Annotated in this window: 16 protein-coding genes; 9 read left to right on the plus strand and 7 right to left on the minus strand. The window is 70.3% G+C overall.

All coding sequences use genetic code 11. The features are described 5' to 3' along the window. Nucleotides 1–57: 57 nt before the first annotated feature. Genes CI785_RS15945 through CI785_RS15955 form a run of 3 tightly spaced genes read right to left on the minus strand, consistent with a single transcriptional unit; the run spans nt 58 to nt 4,111 of the window. Nucleotides 58–1,578: an APC family permease gene (locus CI785_RS15945; RefSeq protein ID WP_105033047.1), complete on the minus strand. Its 1,521-nt coding sequence runs from the start codon at nt 1,576–1,578 to the stop codon at nt 58–60. Next, nucleotides 1,575–2,474 (minus strand): universal stress protein, encoded by a 900-nt coding sequence (locus tag CI785_RS15950; protein WP_338064923.1) that lies wholly within the window; start codon nt 2,472–2,474, stop codon nt 1,575–1,577. The genes CI785_RS15945 and CI785_RS15950 overlap by 4 nt, the downstream gene beginning before the upstream one ends. After that, nucleotides 2,471–4,111, minus strand: a complete 1,641-nt coding sequence (locus tag CI785_RS15955) for an FAD-dependent oxidoreductase (protein WP_338064924.1) — start codon at nt 4,109–4,111, stop codon at nt 2,471–2,473. Before CI785_RS15955 ends, CI785_RS15950 begins: the two co-directional genes overlap by 4 nt. Between CI785_RS15955 and CI785_RS15960 the strand changes: the two genes are divergently transcribed. Beyond that, nucleotides 4,017–4,721 (plus strand): TetR/AcrR family transcriptional regulator, encoded by a 705-nt coding sequence (locus CI785_RS15960; protein ID WP_105033242.1) that lies wholly within the window; start codon nt 4,017–4,019, stop codon nt 4,719–4,721. The two genes, CI785_RS15955 and CI785_RS15960, sit on opposite strands and share 95 nt — an antisense overlap. A gap of 96 nt (nt 4,722–4,817) precedes the next feature. Then, nucleotides 4,818–5,420 carry a GNAT family N-acetyltransferase gene (locus CI785_RS15965; protein ID WP_105033050.1) on the plus strand — a complete coding sequence of 201 codons (603 nt, stop codon included), beginning with the start codon at nt 4,818–4,820 and terminating at the stop codon, nt 5,418–5,420. An 81-nt stretch (nt 5,421–5,501) separates the two neighbouring features. On the opposite strand, the gene gabT is transcribed toward CI785_RS15965, so the two are convergent. Both gabT and CI785_RS15975 read right to left on the minus strand, forming a co-directional pair. Continuing rightward, nucleotides 5,502–6,887 carry a 4-aminobutyrate--2-oxoglutarate transaminase gene (gabT, locus tag CI785_RS15970; protein ID WP_105033051.1) on the minus strand — a complete coding sequence of 462 codons (1,386 nt, stop codon included), beginning with the start codon at nt 6,885–6,887 and terminating at the stop codon, nt 5,502–5,504. 26 nt (nt 6,888–6,913) lie between these two features. Next, on the minus strand, nt 6,914–8,344 hold the full coding sequence (locus CI785_RS15975) for a gamma-aminobutyraldehyde dehydrogenase (protein WP_105033052.1): 1,431 nt from the start codon (nt 8,342–8,344) through the stop codon (nt 6,914–6,916). Nucleotides 8,345–8,507: 163 nt separating this feature from the next. On the opposite strand from CI785_RS15975, the gene CI785_RS15980 reads away from it, so the two are divergent. Both CI785_RS15980 and CI785_RS15985 read left to right on the plus strand, forming a co-directional pair. After that, nucleotides 8,508–9,926: a PucR family transcriptional regulator gene (locus tag CI785_RS15980; protein ID WP_105033053.1), complete on the plus strand. Its 1,419-nt coding sequence runs from the start codon at nt 8,508–8,510 to the stop codon at nt 9,924–9,926. Between the two features lie 125 nt (nt 9,927–10,051). After that, nucleotides 10,052–11,296, plus strand: a complete 1,245-nt coding sequence (locus CI785_RS15985; RefSeq protein WP_105033054.1) for a sensor histidine kinase — start codon at nt 10,052–10,054, stop codon at nt 11,294–11,296. Between the two features lie 2 nt (nt 11,297–11,298). On the opposite strand, the gene CI785_RS15990 is transcribed toward CI785_RS15985, so the two are convergent. Beyond that, on the minus strand, nt 11,299–12,978 hold the full coding sequence (locus CI785_RS15990; protein WP_105033055.1) for a sensor histidine kinase: 1,680 nt from the start codon (nt 12,976–12,978) through the stop codon (nt 11,299–11,301). Nucleotides 12,979–13,202: 224 nt separating this feature from the next. Between CI785_RS15990 and CI785_RS15995 the strand changes: the two genes are divergently transcribed. Further along, complete coding sequence (locus CI785_RS15995) at nt 13,203–14,303, plus strand: SpoIIE family protein phosphatase (RefSeq protein ID WP_105033056.1); 1,101 nt, start codon at nt 13,203–13,205, stop codon at nt 14,301–14,303. A 28-nt stretch (nt 14,304–14,331) separates the two neighbouring features. Then, complete coding sequence (locus CI785_RS17605; RefSeq protein WP_240615245.1) at nt 14,332–14,541, plus strand: ATP-binding protein; 210 nt, start codon at nt 14,332–14,334, stop codon at nt 14,539–14,541. A 46-nt stretch (nt 14,542–14,587) separates the two neighbouring features. Here the strand turns inward: CI785_RS17605 and CI785_RS16005 are convergent, their stop codons facing one another. Beyond that, complete coding sequence (locus CI785_RS16005) at nt 14,588–15,556, minus strand: alpha/beta hydrolase (RefSeq protein WP_105033057.1); 969 nt, start codon at nt 15,554–15,556, stop codon at nt 14,588–14,590. Between the two features lie 150 nt (nt 15,557–15,706). Between CI785_RS16005 and CI785_RS16010 the strand changes: the two genes are divergently transcribed. The 3 genes from CI785_RS16010 (at nt 15,707) to CI785_RS16020 (ending at nt 17,304) form a co-directional block, all read left to right on the plus strand. Then, nucleotides 15,707–16,342, plus strand: coding sequence for a trimeric intracellular cation channel family protein (locus tag CI785_RS16010; RefSeq protein WP_105033058.1), 636 nt, complete (start codon nt 15,707–15,709; stop codon nt 16,340–16,342). A gap of 63 nt (nt 16,343–16,405) precedes the next feature. Then, a complete protein-coding gene (locus CI785_RS16015) occupies nt 16,406–16,831 on the plus strand; it encodes a hypothetical protein (protein WP_105033059.1) in 426 nt (141 codons plus the stop codon). Continuing rightward, on the plus strand, nt 16,831–17,304 hold the full coding sequence (locus CI785_RS16020) for an HIT family protein (protein WP_105033060.1): 474 nt from the start codon (nt 16,831–16,833) through the stop codon (nt 17,302–17,304). The genes CI785_RS16015 and CI785_RS16020 overlap by 1 nt, the downstream gene beginning before the upstream one ends. Nucleotides 17,305–17,398: the final 94 nt, after the last annotated feature.

Raw genomic sequence — 17,398 nt, forward strand, 5'->3', positions numbered from 1 at the left:
CAGCATGACCTACTGTGACGTCCCCGGCAGGCCCGGACCGGCGCACCGGGACATCCGCTACCGGCGCGGGGCGTACCCGCGCGTCAGGATCTCCTGCCGGAAGAACGCCGGGTTGATGCGCGACCACACCAGCATGAGCACCGCGCCCAGGAGGATCACGCCGATCCCGAGGACGAACACCATGCCGACCCCGAACAGCTCGGACCCGGACCCGTACTCCGGGTCCATCGAGTCGATGGCCGTCTTGACGAACATCACGAGCAGGATCACCCCTCCCAGCAGCGGCGCCAGGAACTTGAGGAGGATGTTCCGGACGCCCGCGAAGGCCTGTGCCCGGAAGTACCACACGCACGCCAGGGCGGTGATGCCGTAGTAGAAGCAGATCATCAGGCCGAGCGCGGTGATGGTGTCCCACAGCGCGTTCTCGGACACGAGGCGCGTGAACACGTAGAACCCGGCGGCCGCGAGCGCCGCGGCGACGGTCGCGTAGCTGGGCGACTTGTGCTGCGGGCTGATGCGCCCGTACCCCTTCGGCAGGGCGCTGTAGTGGCCCATGGCGAGGAGCGTGCGTGCGGGCGAGACGAAGGTGGACTGCAGGGAGGCCGCCGAGGAGCTGAGGACCGCCATGGACATCAGGATGGCGAAGGGGCCCATGACCGGGCCGGCGAGCGTCGCGAAGATGCTCTCCTGGTTGTCCGGGTTGCCCGCGCCGAGTTCGCCGTCGCCCACGCCGGCGTAGGCGAGGGTGGCGAGCGCGACGGTGAGGTAGATGACCACGATCACGACGACGGTCAGGGCCCCTGCGCGGCCCGGCGTCCGGCCGGGGTCGGTGGTCTCCTCGTTCATCGTGAGCGTCACGTCCCAGCCCCAGTAGATGAAGATCGAGAGCGAGACGCCGGCGGCGAAGGCGGAGAAGGAGCCGACGGCGAAGGGATTGAACCACTCGGCGCTGATGCTCGTGGCGTCGAAGGCGGTGCCGTTGGCCACGTGGATGAAGGCGGCGATGGCGAACCATGCGAGGACCACGAGCTGGAAGGTCACGAGCACGTACTGGACCGTCTTCGTGGCCTGCATCCCGCGGTAGGAGATGTAGCAGGCGAGGGCGATGAACACGAGCGTCGTCGCGATGTTCACCGGCAGGTTCAGTGTGAGGTCCGCGATCGCGGGATCGCCCAGGACCTGCGAGATCAGCAGGTAGAAGAAGTCGACGGCCACGGCGGCGAGGTTGGACAGCACGATGACGGTTGCGGCGATGAGCCCCCATCCGCCCATCCAGCCGACCCAGGGGCCGAAGGCGCGCGTGGCCCAGGTGAAGGAGGTCCCGGAGTCGGGCATGGCGCTGTTCAGCTCCCGGTAGCCGAGGGCCACGAGCAGCATGGGGATGAAGCCGATAAGGAAGATCGCCGGGAGGTTGACCCCCACCTCGGCGACCGTGGGCCCGAGGGCCGCGGTCAGGGTGTAGGCGGGGGCCACACAGGACACCCCGATGACCACGGCGCCCAGCAGCCCGACGGTCCCCGAATCGAGGCCCTTCCTGCTGAGTCCGGTTCCCCTCTGTGTTGTCTCGTCGATACTCATACGTCCGCCTCCGTGGGTAAGGCGCCCGGACCTGAGGTGGTGCCGGGCGTTGCGTACGTACGCGGGACGACGACCATGGGGATGGTCAGCGTACGCAGGATCTTCGCCGCGGTGGACCCGAGGAAGATCCGCGCATGTTGCGCGAGGCGGCTGGAACCGACCAGCAGCACCTCCCCCTCGTCCCACGCCATGGTCTCGATGGCGTCCTCGATGGAGGAGCCCCGGGCGGTCTCGACGCTCACACGCCCGCCGGCCGCGAGTGACGACGCCGCCTCCGCCAGCCGCCGGTTCGCCTCCTCCTCCGCGTTCCCGGCATCGGACTGGCCGGCGTCGAGCGCGATGAGGGACACGAGGCGCAGCGGCAGGCCCCGGCGGCGGGCGGAGGACACGGCGACGGAAATGACGGCGTCGGCCCCCGCCCGGCGGCCCACCGCGCAGGTCAGGCGCGTGACGGGGTCGGTCCGGCGGTAGTCGCTCGGCGCGAGGGCCATGGGCACGGGGGATGCGTGGAGCAGGCTGCGCGCCACGTTGCCCACGCTGAACCGGCCGGCGAGTCCGCGCGAGCTGGCGCCGATCACGATCAGGGACGCCTCGGTGTCCTCGGCGGCGCGGATGAGGCCCTCCGCGTTCGATTCGGCCCGCATCACGACGCCGCGGGCCGTGACGTCGTCGGGCACGAGGGCGAGCCCCTCGTCCATCCATTCCCGCATCTGCTCGGACAGGAGGGTGTCGAAGCCCTTGTCCGGCGGGTACGTGCCCGCGTAGAGCGAGTGCTCGGGTGTCACGAGGACGAGGTCCAGGCTCGCCTCCTGGCGCCGGGCGAGGGCGACGGCGAGGCAGACGGCGTCGTGGCCGCGCGCGTCCGCCGTGTAGCCGACGATGTAACGCATGGTCATGCCTCCTTGGCCGTGCCGGTGGACTGGAGGCCGGAGGCGAGCGCACGGTGCAGCTGGTCGGCGGTGCGCTGCCCCATGCGGATGGCGCCGTCCACGTGCTGGTAGCCCTCGGCCGCGATGTCCGAGCACGACCAGTGGATGGGACCGACGGGCCTTCGCTGGTCGCGGCCGTAGCGGTGCAGCCCGCCGAGATCGTAGCTGGAGGCGTAGGCGCCGCGGGTCCACTCCTCGGACGCCCAGTCCGACTCGTAGTACACCTCGGGCTCGAGAGCCTGCGGACCGAGGAAACCCGCGATCGAGGCCAGGATGCGCTCCCGGCGCTCGTGCGGTGCGAGCTCGAACATGGCGTCCGCCTTCTCGTCGGAGACGAAGGCCACGAGGGTGCCGCGCGGGTCCTCGAAGTTGGAGTTGTCGTAGACCTCCTGCACGATCGAATCGGCGCTGAAGCCCGTGCCCGAGAGGCCCTCCTCGCGCCAGAACGGCGTGGCGTAGACGGCGTGCACCTTGATCACGAGCCCCAGCGACTGGTGCTGGTGCATCTGGTGCTGGCGGCGCGGCAGCGGCGGCTCGTAGCTGATGCGCGAGTACAGGTTGGGCGGGACGGCGACGACGGCGTAGCGCGCGTGCACCGTCGTCGTGTCGGAGACGACGGTGACCCCCTCGACGGTGTCCTGCCCGTCCATGCCGCTCCAGCGGAGGGTCCGCACAGGGCTCGAGAGGATCACGTCCTCCCCCAGATCGGCCGCCATGCGCTCGGAGACGGACTGCATGCCGCCGACCACGCGGCGGTCGAGGATGAAGTCCTCGTCCACGAGGTTGGAAAAGGACCCGGCGGTCGCCGCCATGAGGATCGCCTGCAGCGCGGAGAAGGAGTGCGCCGGTTTGGTGAGCATCCCGCCGGCGATGAAGAGGCCGATGTTGTCGCAGGCCTCCTCGTCGTCGGACTGGCGGCGCAACCAGTGGTGAAAGGAGATCGTGTCGAGGGCACGCGCGTCCGGGTGGTTCCAGGGATCCTCCGGGCCCGCCTCTTCCACGAGGCGGTCAAGGATACCGATGAGCCGCGTCATCTCCTCGCGGGTGTAGTCACCGACGGGGAACATCTCCCCCGAGTACCGCACCGGCCTGCCGTCCGGGCCGATGTACACGGAGTCACCGTCGCGATAGCGCGGGAACGTGTCGAGACCCAGTTCGTCGAGGAGTCCGATGAGGGCCGTCTGGTCCGGCGACACCCACTGGCCGCCGACCTCGAGGACGGCGCCGTCGACGACGTCCGTGTGGGTCCGACCGCCCACGCGGTCCCGTGCCTCGAGGACGGCGACCGAATGGCCCGCCTTCGTGAGCTCGCGTGCTGCGGTCAGGCCCGAGGGGCCCGCTCCGATGATGACGACGTCCCGCTCGATGATGTCCATGGAATCCTCCTCGGCCCGGTGACACGGGCCACAAAATGAATGACGTTCATTATTTGGCTTTATCATAGCCATGGGCGCTCCCGGAGGGAAGGGAACGGCCGCCACGACGGCACAGCACCGGGAAGCAGGATCGATGACCGCAGCAACCCCAGCACCGCGGCGTGCAGGGCGACCCCCTCGAAGCCTCCTCTCGAAGGAGCGCATCACCACGGCGGCCCTCGACCTCATCGCAGCCGAGGGCTACGAGGGCCTCACGATGTCCGCCGTCGCGCGACGGCTGCGCGTGGCCCCGTCCGCGCTGTACAACCACGCGGGCTCCAAGCGGGAGGTGCTCGGCTGGGTGCAGGACCACGTCATGACCATGGTCGACGTCGGCGCCTTCGCCGACGAACCGTGGGACGAGGCCGTGCGGCAGTGGGCGTGGTCGTACCGGGGGATCTTCGCCCGGCACGCACCGCTCGTCCCCGTCATCGCCGTGCTGCCCGTCACCGATGCCCCGGCGACCCTGCGGATGTACGAGGAGGTGGCCCGCGGATTCCTGGGGGCGGGGTGGCCCGAGGACCGGATCGTGCCCGCGATCGTGGCCCTGGAGTCGTTCATCTACGGCTCGGCCCTCGATGTCACGGCACCGGGCGACATCTTCGACTCAGGCGCCCTGGCGGACCGGTTCCCCGTGTTCACCGCTGCGGTCCGCCGTGCAGCGGAGACCTCCGGAGCGGAGGGTGCCGCCGACGCCGCGTTCCGCACGGGCCTCGACGGCATGATCGCGGGGCTCCGCCAGCAGCTGGCGGCCTGCTCGCGGGCGGGGACCGAGCCGGGAGGATCGCCATCCTGCTGATTGCTAAACGGCCTAGCTTTACGGATCACAAAGTAGCTGTTACGGTCAGTGGACGGTCAAGCAACGGCCCCCACTTCTGATCACCCGAGGCTATCCATGACTGTTGCTCCGCTTTCCCTGACCGGCACCCATCAGGACGAAGAGCGTGCCGCCACGAGCACCACGCCTGACCTGCACGCCGTGGATTTCGCCCCGGCGACCGGCGTCGCCGAACCGCTCACCCCCGAGGTCCCCGACCTTCCGTTCGACCTCTCCGCGGTCTCCACCCGCGAACTGCGCATCCTCTGCAACCAGCTCTACCGGGTGCTCGACACCGACTACCCGCCCTACGGCGTCCAGGACGACTACGAGACCGTGGTCGCCGTGCTCGACAGCCGCCGGGCGCGCGCCGCGGAGCAGACCGAGAGCGGGAAGCTGCGCGAGAAGTTCCGCGACAACCCGGCGAGCTCGCGCTTCGAGCTGTTCCACGACGGCACCATGGTCGGCTACGTGAAGTACGACATGCGGGCCGGCCGTATCCGCCTGCTGGAGACCGTGGTGGGGCCCGATCATTCCCGGTCAGGCCTGGAACCCGTCCTCGTCCGCGAGGCCCTGCTCAGCGCCCACCGCCGCCGCCTCGCCCCCGTCCCCTACTGCAGGCACGCCCAGGCCTTCCTGGCGGAGAACCCGCAGTTCCGCGCGCTCATCCCGGTCGGCTGACCTCGCCCGTTCCGACACGACGACGGAGGCCCCGCAGCATCGCTGCGGGGCCTCCGTCGTCCTCGTCGCGCGTACGGACGGTCAGCCGGCATCGACCGAGCGGATCGCGCGCTCGAGCACGTCGAGGCCGTCGGCCAGCAGTTCGTCGGTGATGACCAGCGGCGGCAGCAGGCGGATCACGTTGCCGTAGGTGCCGCAGGTCAGGATGATGACACCCTCGCGCAGGCACTGCGCGGCGATGGCCTTCGTGGCCTCGGCGTTGGGCGCCTTGCCGCCCTGCTCCACGAACTCGATCGCGAGCATGGCACCGCGCCCACGGAGCTCGCCGATGATGCTGTGCTCCCCCAGATCGGCCTGGAGGGCGGCGAAGCGCTTCGTCACCAGCTCCTCGATGTGGCGGGCGCGTCCGGCGAGGTCCTGCTCCTTCATCGTACGGATCGCGCCGAGTGCGGCCGCGCAGGCCACGGGATTGCCGCCGTAGGTGCCGCCGAGCCCGCCGGCGTGGACGGCGTCGAGCAGATCCGCCCGGCCCGTGATGGCCGAGAGCGGCATGCCGCCGGCGATGCCCTTCGCCATGGTGATGATGTCGGGCACCACACCCTCATGGTTCACGGCGAACCACTCACCCGTGCGGCAGAAACCCGACTGCACCTCGTCGGCGATGAACACCACGCCGTTGGCGGTGGCCCACTCGGCGAGGGCCGGGAGGAACCCGTCGGCGGGCACAATGAAGCCGCCCTCGCCCTGCACGGGCTCGATGATGATCGCGGCGACCGATTCGGCACCGATCTGCTTCTCGATCATGGTGATGGCCCGCCGGGCCGCCTCGGGACCCGTGATGGCCGGGTTCTCCTCGCGGAACGGATAGCTCATCGGCACGCGGTAGATCTCCGGCGCGAAGGGGCCGAAGTTCGTCTTGTAGGGCATGGCCTTCGCGGTGAGCGCCATGGTCAGGTTCGTGCGGCCATGGTAGGCGTGGTCGAAGGCGACGACGGCGTCCCTGCCGGTGGCGAGGCGTGCCACCTTCACGGCATTCTCCACGGCCTCCGCGCCCGAGTTGAACAGGACGGTCCGCTTCTCGAAGTCCCCGGGCGTCAGCTCCGCGAGCTGCTCGGCGACGGCCACGTAGCCCTCGTAGGGCGTCACCATGAAGCACGTGTGGGTGAAGTGCTCCACCTGCTCCTTGACGGCGCCGACGACGGCCGGGTCCGAGGCGCCGACGCTCGTCACGGCGATGCCTGATCCGAGGTCGATGAAGGAGTTGCCGTCGACGTCGTGGATGATGCCGCCGTCGGCGTCCGCCACGTAGACGGGCACGCCGGAGGCGACGCCCTTGGCGACGACGGCGGCGCGGCGCGCGGCCAGCTCGGTGGACCTGGGGCCCGGGAAGTCTCCGGTGATACGGCGCTTCTGCTCGAGCCGGAAGCCCGGTGCGGAGATGCCGGAGGAGGTTGCGAAAGTGGTCATGTGGGGTTCCTTGTCTGGAGGGGACGCTAGGCGTCCAGCACGCTCATGACGTGCTTGATGCGGGTGTAGTCCTCCACGCCGTACATGGAGAGGTCCTTGCCGTAGCCGGAGTTCTTGAAGCCGCCGTGGGGCATCTCGGCGGTGAGCATGATGTGCGTGTTGATCCACACGGCGCCGAAGTCGAGGTCGCGGGAGACCCGCATCGCGGTGCCGTGATCGGTGGTCCAGACGCTGGAGGCGAGGGCGTAGTCCACCCCGTTGGCCAGCTCCACGGCCTCCTCCTCGGTGGCGAAGGTCTGCACCGTGACGATCGGGCCGAACGTCTCCTGCTGCACCACCGGGTCGTCCTGGCGGGCACCGGTGATGATCGTGGGCTCGAAGAAGTAGCCCTTGTCACCGGCGCGCCTGCCCCCGGTCGCGATGCTGCAGTGGGCCGGCAGCGCCTCGATGACGGCGTTGACGGCGTTGAAGTGGTTGATGTTGTTGAGCGGGCCGAAGTAGTTCTCGGAGTCGTCGGCGCTGCCCGTCCTCAGCGTGGCCGTGTGCTCCACCATCGCGGCGACGAACTCGTCGTGGGCCTGCTCCTGCACGAGGATCCGCGTGATGGCCGTGCAGTCCTGGCCCGCGTTGAAGAACGCGAACTCCGCGATCGCCGCGGCGCTCTTCTTCAGGTCGGCATCCGCGAAGACGACGGCGGGCGCCTTGCCCCCGAGCTCGAGGTGCGCGCGCTTGAGGCCCTTCGCGGCAGTGGTGGCGACGGCGATGCCGGCCCGGACGGAGCCCGTGATGGACACGAGGCCCGGGACGGGGTGCTCGATCATGGCGGCACCGGTCTCCCCCGTGCCCAGCACCACGTTCAGGACGCCGTCGGGCAGGATGCCCTGCGTGAGCCGCGCGAGCACGAGGGTGGACTCGGGGGTGGTGTCGCTGGGCTTCAGGACCACGGTGTTGCCGGCGGCGAGTGCCGGCCCGATCTTCCAGATGGCCATGAGGAACGGGTAGTTCCACGGCGCCACCTGCGCGACGACGCCGATGGGCTCCCGCCGCACGTACGAGGTGTGGCCCTCGAGGTACTCGCCGGCGGACTTGCCCTCGAGGACGCGCGCGGCGCCGGCGAAGAACCGCAGCTGGTCGGCACCGACGGCCACCTCCTCGGCGGCGATCATCTCCCGCACCTGGCCCGTGTTGCGGTGCTGCGCCTCGACGAGCTCGTCGCTCGCGGCCTCAACGGCGTCGGCGAGCTTGAGCAGCATGAGCTGGCGCTGGCTCGGGGTGGTCCGCTTCCAGGTGGTGAAGGCACGCGCTGCAGCCTTCATGGCGTCGTCGACGTCGGCGGGCGAGGACACGGGCGACTGCGCGACCACTTCGCCATTGGTCGGGTTCACGATGTCCAGGAGCTCGGTGCCGGCGGGCGTCACGAATGCGCCGTCGATGTAGTTCTGAAGGGTCTCAGCCACGCTGCAGTGCCTTTCACGAGGTCGGACCCGCGGAGGGACCGGACGCATCCGGCACGCGGGTATCGGTAGAACGGTACCGGGGGAACGCACACCGGGCCACGGATACCTGCACAGGCGACCCGAGGGTCCGCCGTGCAGGAGCACAGCACCCTAGGCTTGTCGTATGGCCATCACTCTCACGGATCTCCTCTCCGACGCGGCGCTCGGGCTCGTCCCGGAGGGCCGGTCGGAGGCTCCTCCCCAGCCCATCCAGTGGGTCGCGGTGACGGAGCTGGCCGATCCGCGACCGTTCCTCAATGGCGCCGAGGTGGTCCTGACCACCGGGGTACGGCTCACCACGGGCGCCGCGCAGCGGGCCTTCGTGCGACGGGCACATGAGGCGGGGGCGCTCGCCATCGGTTTCGGTGTCGGCCTCACGCACCGGCGGATCCCCGCCGCACTGCTCGCCGAGGCGGACGACGTCGGCCTGCCCGCCTTCAGCGTGCCCTACGAGGTTCCCTTCATCGCCATCGGCAAGACGGTGGCCGACGCCCTGTCCGCCGACCGCTACGCGGGGCTGGAGGACCTCCTCCGGGGGCACGCCGTCCTGGCCTCGGCCCTGCTCGGACCGGGCGGCCTCGGGGCCCTGCTCGGGGAGCTCGCCCGTATGCTCGGCACCGACGTCGCGCTGTTCCAGTACGGGGCGCGCATCGCGGGCGCCTCCGGTCCCGGCACCGCCGACCCGGAGGGGGACTGGCACCGGCTGCCGGTCGCCACCGGGCTGAAGGACCGCTGCATCCTCGCCATCGCGGAGCCCTACGGACGCGCCGCCGTGGTGGACTACGCGCAGAATCTCATCTCCGTGGAGCTGACGAACCAGGCCCGGAACCGGACAGGCACCCGGACCGCCGTCGGCCAGCTCCTCGAGGACGTGGTGCGCGGCACGCTCGCGGGAGCGGAGGCGGCCGCGCGGCTCGCGGGGGCCGGGATCGACACCGCGCTGAGGCACAGCGTGCTGATCGTCGACGTCGCCTCCGGCCAGCGGCGGGCGCTTCGGACGCTGCCCCTGCCCGACGGCTGGGACGGGGCGTCGGCCGGCCTCGTCGACGACCGCCTGGTACTCGTGCCCCCTGCCACGGGCGCACCCGATCCGGCCCGGCTCGGCCGTTACCTCCACGGAGCCGGCCTCACGGCCCGCATCGGCGTCGGCGGAGCGTACGCCCAGCCCAACGGGTTGCGGTGGAGCTACTTCGAGGCTCGCGAGGCGCTGCAGCGGGGGCAGTCGCTCAACGTGGCCGACCGCCTGAGCCTGACCTCCCTGCTCATGACCAGCGCCGACGTACCCCTCTCCGACCTCGCGACGGAGACCCTGCAGCCGCTGGAGGCCTTCGACGCGGCCCACGGCACGAACCTCCTGCCCACCCTGGAGCGGTACCTCGACCTCGACGGCTCGGTGGCCGCCGTCGCCGCTGGACTGGGGCTCCACCGCAACACCGTCCGCTACCGCCTGCAGCAGGTCGTCACACTCACCGGGTACGACCCCGCGGTCACCGCGGACCGCGTGCACCTCTACCTCGCGCTGCGCATCCGCGCCCTCGGCTGATGCCCCTGCTCCGCGACCCATCTCCCGGAGGTGGCGACTCCGAACGAGGTGAACCACGACACCCGACCGCTGCATGGAATAGTTTGATCACCACGCACCGGTCTCACAGTTCTTCGGGGGTTTCCATGTCACTGCTCCATGCCGACGCGGCGGAGCTGCACGAGCTCGCCCGCCAGGCGGTCCTGCAGGAGTACCGTCTCCCCTACGGGGAGGCCGACGGCACCCCCGTGGACAGGCTCGAGTACGAGACGCCTCCGGAACTGCTCAACCTGGTGAAGCTCGCCGTCCGGGTCAGCGGCATGGACGCGGGCGTCATCAACATCATCACGGCCGACCAGCAGCACCAGATCGCCGCCGTCGGCGTGGACCCGGCGGTGTGCTCGCGGGACGACTCCATGTGCTCCAGGGTGTTCACGTCGGGGTCCATCACCGCCCTCGCGGACGCGTCCTGCGATCCGCGCTTCGCCGACAACCCCTTCGTCAACGGAGGGATCGCCCGCGTCCGGTCCTACGCGTCGGTCCCCCTCGTCACGCGGGAGGGCCACGCCCTGGGCTCGCTGTGCGTGTTCTCCCCCCGGGTGCTCGCCTTCGACGCCGGGCAGCACGAGGGCCTCGAGATCCTCGCACGGCAGGTCGTGGAGGTCCTCGAACTGCAGTTCACGACGCGCCGGCTCGTCGAGGCCCTCGAGGTGGTGCGCCGCAGCAACGAGGACCTCGCGAGCTTCGCGGCCCGCGTGAGCCATGACCTGAAGAACCCCCTGACCGCGATCCTCGGGTACGCCGAACTCAGCGAACAGGACGACGAGGTCGAGCCCTCCGGTCCGGCGGCGCGCTACCTCAGCATCATCCGCGGCAGCGCCAGCCGCATGCTGTCCACGGTGGAGGACGTCCTCGAGTTCTCGCGCATCGGCGGGGCGATCAGCCGGCGCGAGGTACGCCTGAGCACGCTCATGAACGCCGTGCTGCAGGATGTCCTTCCGCTCACCAGCGCCTCCGACGCCGTCATCACGGTGCAGGACGCGCTCCTGTCCGTGGACCGGGCGCAGGTCACCGCCCTCCTGCAGAACCTCGTGTCCAACGCCATCAAGTACTCCACGCCCGGAAGCCCTCCGCGCATCGAGGTCGTGGCGAGCGTGGGCGAGGCCCAGATGCTGCGCGTGATCGACCACGGCAAGGGCATCGATCCCGCCGACCGCCAGCGGGTGCTCGAGCCGCTCGTGCGCCTGTACCGCGAGGGGGATCCTGCCGGCAACGGGATCGGCCTGGCGACGTGCGCCCGGATCGCGGACGCCCACGAGGGCTCGATCACCGTGTCGGAGACCCCGGGTGGCGGGACCACGGTGACGGTGCACCTCGGGCCGGCCGCCTGACCCTACCGGGCCTGGAGCTGCCGGTCCTGGTCGATGTGCGCGACCGGGAGCCGGAACGTGAAGATGGAGCCCTGCCCCTCGGCACTGCGGCAGGTGATGGTCCCCCCGTGCCGCTCCACGATCGCCTTCGAGATGGCGAGCCCGAGCCCCACCCCCGGGATGGCGGCGTTGCGGGCCGCGGAGGTCCGGAAGAACTTCGAGAACACACCCTTCAGCTCCTCCGGCGACATACCGGTGCCCTCGTCCGTGACGCTGCACTCCACCTCGCCGTCGACCTCCGCGGCGCGGACCGTCACGCGCCCCCCTGCGGGTGAGTACTTGATGGCGTTCGAGAGCAGGTTGTCGAGCACCTGACCGATCCGCGACGAGTCGCACAGCGCCACGAGGCCCGGAGCCGTCAGGTCGTCGAGGCGCACCAGCGGGTTGCTGTTGCGCTCCTGCGCCGTGGCCACCCGCCGGCCCACGAGGTCGGAGAAGTCGGTGGGCACCGGCACGATCTCGGGCGGACCCTCCGCCGTGGTCAGCAGGTCCACCACCAGCTTGTGCAGGCGCTCGGAATTGCGCGAGACGACCTCCAGCCCGGAGGCCACTTCCGGGTCGAGGTCCGGCGTGGTGGTCAGCAGCTCCAGGTAGCCGCGGATCGCGGTGAGCGGTGTCCGCAGCTCGTGGGACACCGTCGCCATGAACTCGTCCTTGGCGTTGAGGGCGGCGACGAGCTCGGTGACGTCGCTGAAGGTCACCACGGACCCCTCGCGCGTGCCCGCCTGGTTGGTCATCAGGCGCGACGACGTCGAGAGGACACGCTGTCCCGGCTGCTCCCCCCACCACAGCAGGTAGTCGGAGAACACCTGCCCCTCCGCGGCTCGCCGGGTGGGGCGCCGGACTGCGGGCATGACCGTCTCCCCGTCCTGCAGGTAGATGTGGAGGTCCTCCTCGGCCGTGTCCCCGGACCCGCCTGCGAGGGCCCGGAACGCCTCGAGCTTCCGGTTGGCGAGGACCGGCCGGCCCGTCTCGTCCACGGCGATCAGGCCGACGTCGAGGCTGTTGACCACGGTGTCCAGGAGTCGTTCGCGGCGCGCGCTGTCCTCGAGGAGCACCTGCAGGGCGCGGTCCTTCTCCTCGACCACCTCCTGCTGGGCCATCATGCTCGCCGTCATCACGCGGATGGTCACGCCGATCGCGAGCATGATGAAGGGCAGCAGGATGGACTGCGTGAGCGACGACGAATTGACCTCCGCATCGGTGACGAACACGGGTACCCAGACCACGCTGAGCGCTCCCAGGAACCCGGCCGTGAGGGCAGCCCGCGGGAAGAGGCCGGAGGCGGCCAGCCAGATCACCGGGAACACGGTGAGGAGCCCCACGCCCGTGATGACGGTCCCGGCGCCGTAGCGCATGAGCCCGATGGGGATGAAATCCAGCAGCGGGATGACGAGGAAGCTCGCATGCGGGAGGCGGTCCCAGGGAACGAGCACGCACACGGCCAGCAGGACGGCCTGCAGGGCCACGCCGATGAGGAAGGAGCGGCTCTCGAACAGGTCGGGGTGGAACAGTGCGCCGCCCGCGATGATCAGCACCACCGTCAGGGAGAGCGGGAGCTGGGACAGGATGACGCGCGCCCGGAGGGACAGCTCGTGGAACTGTCGCGTGTTGAGCGTCAGGTAAGAGAGCACCTTGTCCATCTGCGGCTGTTTCCCTGTCCGTCGTCGAGTTGCTCCACCCCTGCCTGACGGGCTGCGAGCCCCGGCCCCCCAGCCACAGGATAACGCGGCAGCCCCTTGTTCCCGGGGGGAAGCAGCGCTCCGCCCCTCAAGATCGCATCAAGTTCAGCGCAACGGACCGGTGGTTCCGGCCGGCGACCGCCACGGGTCCGGGGCATGCTGCCGAGTAGCGTTTAATGAGCATCATGACTGTCGCCCCAGAGGTTCGCCGTGCACTGGTTGTCGAGGACGACGGCGACATCCGGGGATTGCTCGTCCAGGTCCTGAAGCGGGAGGGCTTCCAGGTGAGTGAGGCGGCGACCGCGCGCGAGGGTCTGGAGAAGGCGCGGGCCGGTACCGACCTCATCACGCTCGACCTCAACCTCCCGGACGGCGACGGAGTGGATCTGTGCCGGGAGGTGCGCACCTTCTCCGATGCATACATCCTCATGATCACGGCGCGCACCGATGAGATCGAGCGCCTCACGGGCCTCGAGACCGGCGCGGACGACTACATCTCCAAGCCCTTCAGCCCGCGCGAGCTCGTGGCTCGCGTGAACACGCTGTTCCGTCGCCAGAGTCGGCAGGCCGCGGTGGACATCGCCAACGCGGATGATCGGCTGCGGGCCGCGGAGGTGCAGCAGAATCTGCTTCCCCGCGACAAGCTCACACTCCGCGACTACGTGCTCGCGGGGCGGTTCCGGCCATCGAGGAGCGTCGGTGGGGACTTCTACGACTGGTACAGCACACCGGAGGGGTTGCACCTGACGGTCGCCGACGCCATGGGCAAGGGCATGGGGGCAGCACTGGTCGCGGCGACGGTGCGGGCGACCCTCCGGTCCGTCGCGAGGCAGCCGGGCATCGAGACCGCGTTCGCCACGGCGGCTCGCGCGACGGAAGCCGATCTCGAACAGACGAACTCCTTCGTCACGCTCTTCCACGGCCGCCTCGATGCGGCGACCGGTGTCGTCGACTACGTCGATGCCGGCCACGGACTCGCGCTGCACGTCGCAGCGGACGGTAGTGCGACACGGCTGCCCTCGGCCGGGCCGCCGGTCGGAGCATGGCCTGACCAGAAGTGGCGCGCAGGGGTGGTCCGTCTCGGACCCGGGGACCAGTTGGCCATCGTCAGCGACGGCCTCCTGGATATCTACGAGACGGTCGAGCAGTTCACGGAGGCGGTGGCGGACGTGGTGACGGCGGCTGCCAGCGCCGAGGCTGCCTGCGCAGCCCTGCTGGACCGGGCCGATGTCCCGGAGGTCGCCGATGACGTGACCGTCGTCATCCTGAGGCGTTCCGCGGACTGACCAGCATGCACCCGGGCGGCTGAGTGCCGTGATCAGTGAGATCGGCGCCGAACCGATCGACCCGCTCCCCGACCTCGATCCGCCGTCGGGGCCGGCCTTCCCGGACGACGGGACGCTGCAGGACGACGAGTCGGGCCGGGGACTCGCCATGATCCGTGCACTCGTCACCACCGTCACGGTCGAACGCCAGGACGACACCAATGTATGGGTCCTGTCCCGGGACTCCGGCGCAGCCTGACCGCCACCCGGCTCCTGGGACGTGCTTCGGGCGGCGCTGCCGGCGCCTAGGGCAGCGCCGGTCGCCCGAGGAACGCGGCGATATCGGCGTAGACCTCCCGGGACTCCGGGAGGCGGGGGAACGCCGGGAAGACGTGGAAGCCGCCCGGGTAGACCCTCAGGGTGACGTCCGCCCCCGCCGCTACCGCGCGGTCGCGGAACACCGTGGCGTCGGCCATGCACACGTCGCGCGTCCCCTGGTAGATCCGCGTGGCCGGGACCGCGGCGAGCAGGTCCGCGGGCGCGCAGGCCGGGCTCACGAGCGGCGTCCTGGGGTCGTCACCGCCGGACCACCAGAGCCCGGCCCGCACCCCGCCGGGCACGGAGAGCATGGGATCCACGGCGTCGTACCGGGGGATCTCGGGGTTGGTGCCCGTGACGTCGAGCCAGGGCGAGAAGGCGACGACGCGGCCGGGTGCGGGCAGCCCGGCGTCACGGAAGGCCCAGGTCTGGGCGACGGCGAGTGCCCCGCCCGCGGAATCCCCCATCAGCGTGACGTCCTGCGGCTCGGCCGTGGCGAGGACGTCCCGGTAGACCGAGACCAGGTAGGGGAACGCCTCACGGTAGGTGCTCTCGGGTGCCAGGCGGTAGAGGGGCACCGTCACGGCCGCGCCGGTGCGCTTGGTGAGCTGCGCGATGATCCACCAGTGCGGGCGGGCCAGTTCGTTGATGTAGATGCCGCCGTGCGTGTAGATGATGTGCGAGCGCGTGGCACCGAGCAGGGGCCGGACGGTGATGGTGCGGACGCCGTCGATCCGCTTCTCCTGGATGGTGTGCGTCTGCTTGAACGTCCAGGGGATCGCGGCCACCGAGGGGTACGTGCGGTCCGGGTATCTGGCGTTCACCCAGTCGGTGCCGCTGAGGTGCTTCTTGGTCGGCAGGAGGCCGATCAGGCGTGAGGCCACGCGCATCGCCCGCGAGCCGTCCTGCGCGCTCGGTCCCACCGTCTCCGTGCCTGCTGCGTGTCCGCTCGTCATGGGGCCAGCCTAGTGCCGGGCGTCGCGTCGCCGCCCGGTCGTGCGGCGTCGGCACGGGGTCCGGGCAGCCTCTGTCATGCTGGTCGGGGCCCCGATGCCCGGACGCGGCCGCGCGCCGGCTCGCGGCACGACCGCCCGCCGAAGGAAGAGATGGATACCGCTTCGCACATCGCCCTCGCCGCCGATCTCCTCGGCGTCTTCTTCTTCGCCGTCTCCGGCTCGCTCCTGGCGGCTCGCAAGGGCTTCGACATCGTCGGATCGCTCCTCCTCGCCTCCCTCGCTTCGCTCGGGGGTGGTGTGGCCCGCGACCTCATCATCGACGTGCCGCCGGCCGCGTTCACCGATCCGGCGTACCTGCTGCCCCCGCTGCTGGCCACCGTCCTGGTCTACTTCGTCTTCTCCGGCGTGGAGCGGGTCAAGCGCGTGCTGGTCGTCTTCGACGCCGCCGGACTGGCCCTGTTCTGCATCACGGGCACCATCAAGGCGCTCGAGGTCGGCCTCAACCCGGTGTCCGCCGTCCTGCTGGGTGTCACCACCGCCGTGGGCGGCGGCCTGCTGCGCGATGTCGTCGCGAACGAGATCCCGCAGCTCTTCGACCCACGCGACATCTACGCCCTCCCCGCGATGCTCGGTGCCGTCATCGTCACCGTCCTGTACCTGACGGACTCCTTCACGCTCGTCACCGGCACGATCGCCGCGTCGCTCGTGTTCTCCTTCCGGGTGCTCGCCTGGCGGTACGGATGGCATGCGCCGCTCGCAGCACGGAGTCCGGCGACGCAGAAGTAGCCCGTGTGCCGAGGGCGTCGGGCTAGGATGGGAGGACCCCCCACCACCACTCCTGGAGTACCCGTGACCGAGCTGTTTTCCGATAGATTCCGCGCCCTGGTGCCCCAGTACTTCGAGGACGAGTGGGCCGAGGAGGACGGATTGTCCGAGGAGGAACTCGCCGACCTCCTCGAGGGCAAGGACTTCGAGCTCCCGCTGGCCCTCCACGAGTTCTACCGGGCCGTCGGCGCTACCGAGGACATCATGGAGGCGTTCCACTTCTTCTGGGACCCCGACGAGCTCGAGATCGAGGACGGCTTCCTGCTGTTCCTCGAGGACGAGGACGAGCAGTTCACGTGGGGCATGAGGGCCGACCAGCTGGACGTCCCCGATCCGATCGTGTGGCGGCGCAACAACGCCCGCGGGGAATGGCAGAGCGAGGAGGGCACCTTCACCGAGTACGTGCTCGACCTGTTCGAGTGGGTGTTCGAGGAGGACGAGGAGAACTGATGGAGTTCGCCCACCACGCGCCCGCGGGCTACCGGTGCCCCTTCTGCGACCTGGCGCGCGGGGACTTCAGCAACGCCGGGAACCTGTGCCGCCCGGGCGACGTCATCCACTCGGACGACCTGGTACTGGCCTTCATCGCCTCCCACGGCTTCGAGCCCAACCCCGGCCACGTGCTCGTCACACCGCGGGAGCACGTCGAGCTGCTGTACGAACTGCCCGACGACGTCGCGGCCCGCATCATGACCCTCACCCGCGACATCGCGATCGCGATCAAGCTCGCCTGGGCCCCGGACGGCATCTCGACGCGGCAGCACAACGAGCCCGCCGGCAGCCAGCACGTCTGGCACTACCACCAGCACGTGCTGCCCCGCTGGCACGACGACGGCTTCTACTTCACGCCGAAGCGGCCCATCGTGGATCCCGCGGTCCGGGCGCGGAAGGCCGACGAGCTGAGGGCGTTCCTCCCCCGGTAGGCCCATCCGGCACCGTCGTCGTTCCTGGTTCTCGACGACTCGGCCGCGCCACGTCCCGGGACGCTCCGGGCACAGGGGCGGTACGCCGGGGAAG

The sequence above is a fragment of the Arthrobacter ruber genome (genome assembly GCF_002954225.1).
Lineage (GTDB): Bacteria > Actinomycetota > Actinomycetes > Actinomycetales > Micrococcaceae > Arthrobacter_D > Arthrobacter_D ruber.

Excerpts from the sequence above, each read along its gene's own strand:
- CI785_RS16010 (WP_105033058.1), top strand. The coding sequence starts at position 15,707 with ATGGATACCGCTTCGCACATCGCCCTCGCCGCCGATCTCCTCGGCGTC.
- CI785_RS15980 (WP_105033053.1), top strand. The coding sequence starts at position 8,508 with ATGGCCATCACTCTCACGGATCTCCTCTCCGACGCGGCGCTCGGGCTC.
- CI785_RS15960 (WP_105033242.1), top strand. The coding sequence starts at position 4,017 with ATGACCGCAGCAACCCCAGCACCGCGGCGTGCAGGGCGACCCCCTCGA.
- CI785_RS15965 (WP_105033050.1), top strand. The coding sequence starts at position 4,818 with ATGACTGTTGCTCCGCTTTCCCTGACCGGCACCCATCAGGACGAAGAG.
- CI785_RS16005 (WP_105033057.1), bottom strand. The coding sequence starts at position 15,556 with ATGACGAGCGGACACGCAGCAGGCACGGAGACGGTGGGACCGAGCGCG.
- CI785_RS15985 (WP_105033054.1), top strand. The coding sequence starts at position 10,052 with ATGTCACTGCTCCATGCCGACGCGGCGGAGCTGCACGAGCTCGCCCGC.
- CI785_RS16020 (WP_105033060.1), top strand. The coding sequence starts at position 16,831 with ATGGAGTTCGCCCACCACGCGCCCGCGGGCTACCGGTGCCCCTTCTGC.
- CI785_RS15945 (WP_105033047.1), bottom strand. The coding sequence starts at position 1,578 with ATGAGTATCGACGAGACAACACAGAGGGGAACCGGACTCAGCAGGAAG.
- CI785_RS15995 (WP_105033056.1), top strand. The coding sequence starts at position 13,203 with ATGACTGTCGCCCCAGAGGTTCGCCGTGCACTGGTTGTCGAGGACGAC.
- CI785_RS15990 (WP_105033055.1), bottom strand. The coding sequence starts at position 12,978 with ATGGACAAGGTGCTCTCTTACCTGACGCTCAACACGCGACAGTTCCAC.
- CI785_RS15955 (WP_338064924.1), bottom strand. The coding sequence starts at position 4,111 with ATGAGGTCGAGGGCCGCCGTGGTGATGCGCTCCTTCGAGAGGAGGCTT.
- CI785_RS15950 (WP_338064923.1), bottom strand. The coding sequence starts at position 2,474 with ATGACCATGCGTTACATCGTCGGCTACACGGCGGACGCGCGCGGCCAC.
- gabT (WP_105033051.1), bottom strand. The coding sequence starts at position 6,887 with ATGACCACTTTCGCAACCTCCTCCGGCATCTCCGCACCGGGCTTCCGG.